This window comes from Mycobacterium sp., from assembly GCF_044370595.1.
Lineage (GTDB): Bacteria > Actinomycetota > Actinomycetes > Mycobacteriales > Mycobacteriaceae > Mycobacterium.
This window is the reverse complement of the sequence record NZ_JBILVF010000244.1, coordinates 1-3062: the sequence shown is the minus strand read 5'-3', so window position 1 is coordinate 3062 and position 3062 is coordinate 1. Positions and strand designations below refer to the sequence as shown.

Sequence of the window (3062 nt, the reverse complement as noted above, 5' to 3'; positions counted from 1 at the left end):
CTGGCGCGCCATCACCGGGTCCGGAATGCGGACGCGCCCGATCAACGCCGACAGCATCAGCCGGGCTGGAAGCCGCAACGGCCTTGGCGCCACGATCTCGGCGGCCAGCACGGGGTCGAAAGTGACCAGGTACTGCCGAACCCGACGCAGCACCCTTGATGGGCACGATCTGACCGGCCGCGTAGTCTTCGCCGGGCTTGGCGCACTCCACCGCAACACCTGCATAGCTGTCCAGGAACGGCTGCTGGGTGGTCTGGCACGGCTCGTTGATGCTGACCACCCTTGTCGGGGCGACGATCCTCCCGCGGGCGTCGCGCGGACCGATCACCGAGAGCACCGCACCGACGCCGGAGGTGGTGCAGAACGGCCGGGTGCCGTCGACTCCCTCCAGTTCACCGATCGCCTTACTGCGAGAGCAGACCTGGGTGAGCAGACCGGGCGTGTCGGGTGTGTCGATGAGGCTCTCCGGACCCAGGTTGGACGCGCCGGTCGCCAAAGGGTCGTAGCCGCCGGCTGACGGCCTGCTCTGGAAATACCGCGATAACGGGTTGCCTTTCTCGTCGGTGAAGGACTGGCCGATCAGCCTGCTGCCGACCGGGATTCCGCTGCGTTCGACGATCGAGCCGCCGGCCTTGTCTTTCAGGCCGGGCAGTTGGGCCACCAGCCAGATGAACAGTGGATATCCCAGACCGACGATCAGGGTGAATACCAGCAGGGTGCGCAAGGCCGCCCAGTGCTGACGGATGATGCTGGCGAAGTTCATGTCACATTCCCGGCAGGAGTTGGATGACGAGATCGATGAGTTTGATACCGATGAACGGGGCGATGATCCCCCCGATTCCGTAGCGGGCGAGGTTGCGGCTCAACAGCTTTGATGCGCTGCTCGGGGTGTAGCGGACGCCCCGCAGCGACAACGGGATCAGGGCGATGATGATGATCGCGTTGAAGATCACCGCGGACAGGATCGCCGACTGCGGGCTGTGCAGCCGCATGATGTTGAGCTGGTCCAGGCCGGGGAACAGGACCACAAACATCGCCGGAATGATCGCGAAGTATTTGGCGATGTCGTTGGCAATCGAGAACGTGGTGAGCGCACCGCGGGTGATCAGCAACTGCTTGCCGATTTCGACGATCTCGATCAGCTTGGTCGGGTCGGAGTCCAGATCGACCATGTTGCCGGCCTCTTTGGCCGCCGAGGTGCCGGTGTTCATGGCGACGCCGACGTCTGCCTGGGCAAGTGCCGGTGCGTCGTTGGTGCCGTCACCGGTCATGGCGACCAGCTTGCCGCCGGCCTGCTCCCGTTTGATCAGCGCGAGCTTGTCCTCCGGGGTCGCCTCGGCGAGGAAGTCGTCGACACCGGCTTCATCGGCAATCGCTCTGGCGGTCAACGGATTGTCGCCGGTGATCATCACAGTGCGGAGTCCCATCCGGCGCATCTCGTCGAACCGTTCGCGCATACCCTGCTTGACGACATCCTTGAGGTGGATGACGCCGAGAACTTCCGCCCGGTCGGGGTTGCCGGGGCCACCGGTGACTTTCTGCCCGACGACCAGTGGAGTGCCACCGCCGGCGGAGACACCGTCGACGATCACCCCGAGGTCGTCGGGAACAACACCGCCCTGTTCGCGGACCCACTGCGCCACCGAGCTGGCGGCGCCTTTGCGGAGTTGGTGCCCGTTGTCCAGATCGACCCCGGACATCCTTGTCGCTGCTGAGAACTCGACCCAGTCGGCATCGACGAGCTCACCGGGTGTGCGTGCCCGCAGGCCGAAGTTCTCCTTGGCGAACACCACGATGGAGCGCCCCTCGGGTGTCTCGTCGGCCAGACTGGACAGTTGGGCCGCGTCGGCGAGTTCCTCGGCGCTCACCGACGGAAGCGGCACGAAGTCGCAGGCCTGCCGGTTGCCCAGCGTGATCGTTCCGGTCTTGTCAAGCAGAAGGGTGTTGACATCACCGGCCGCCTCGACCGCGCGACCGGACATCGCCAGCACATTGCGCTGAACGAGCCGATCCATACCGGCGATGCCGATGGCCGACAACAGGGCGCCGATCGTCGTCGGGATGAGGCAGACGAGAAGGGAAACCATCACGATTCCGCTGACCCCGTCGCCGGTGAGCGCCAACGAGTCCGGCACGCCCGGGTTGTTGGCTTTGGCGTAGATGGCCAGGGGCTGAAGCGTGACGACGGCGAAGATGAAGATCAGCGTCAACGCCGCCAGCAGAATGTTCAGGGCGATCTCGTTCGGCGTCTTCTGCCGATTCGCGCCCTCGACCAGCGCGATCATCCGGTCGATGAAGCTGTCGCCGGGCTTCTGGGTGATCCTGACGACGATGCGGTCCGACAGCACGGTGGTGCCTCCGGTGACGGCCGACCGATCACCTCCTGATTCGCGGATGACCGGGGCGGATTCCCCGGTGATGGCCGACTCGTCAACCGAGGCAATGCCTTCCACCACGTCGCCGTCGCCCGGGATGACCTGTCCTGCCTCGACCACCACGAAGTCCCCCTGACGGAGCAGGGGTGCCGCCGGTTCCGGTACCGGGCTCTGTTTCAGGCTCGATCGTTGTCGCGTCCATGATCAGTGGATTCCTTCGGCGAGCGGTCCGAGGGCGAGCATGGGCAGGTAGGTCAGCGCCACCAGAATGAGCGTCACCCCGGCGACCATTCCGATGAACTGCGGCCGGTGGGTGGGCAGGGTGCCGATCGACTCCGGGGTGTGGCCCTGTTTGGCCAGCGATCCGGCGAGGCCCAGCACCAGGATGATCGGCAAGAACCTACCGAACACCATCGCCAGACCCAGAGCGGTGTTGTACCAGGTGGTGTTGACCGCGAGCCCAGCGAATGCCGAACCGTTGTTGCTGCCGGCGGAGGTGAAGGCGTAGAGCACCTCCGCGAAGCCGTGCGGGCCGGTGTTGAGCATCCCCGCCCGTTGCCTGGGCATCGCCATCGCCACCGCGGTCCCGGTCAGTACGATCAGGGGTGTGATCAGGAAATAGCCTGCGGCGAGCTTGATTTCACGCGGGGTTATCTTCTTGCCCAGGTACTCCGGGGTCCGGCCGAC

3 protein-coding genes are annotated in these 3062 nt (G+C 65.3%); all 3 read right to left on the bottom strand.

The genetic code is table 11. The features are described from left to right. Positions 1-763 (bottom strand): potassium-transporting ATPase subunit C (locus ADBZ5N_RS18325; RefSeq protein WP_526259941.1); only part of this gene is annotated, 763 nt, incomplete at its 3' end. A gap of 1 nt (position 764) precedes the next feature. Next, complete coding sequence (gene kdpB / locus ADBZ5N_RS18320) at positions 765-2555, bottom strand: potassium-transporting ATPase subunit KdpB (RefSeq protein ID WP_526259943.1); 1791 nt, start codon at positions 2553-2555, stop codon at positions 765-767. Positions 2556-2579: 24 nt separating this feature from the next. Then, on the bottom strand, positions 2580-3062 hold a 483-nt coding region (locus tag ADBZ5N_RS18315), incomplete at its 5' end, for a potassium-transporting ATPase subunit KdpA (RefSeq protein WP_526259939.1).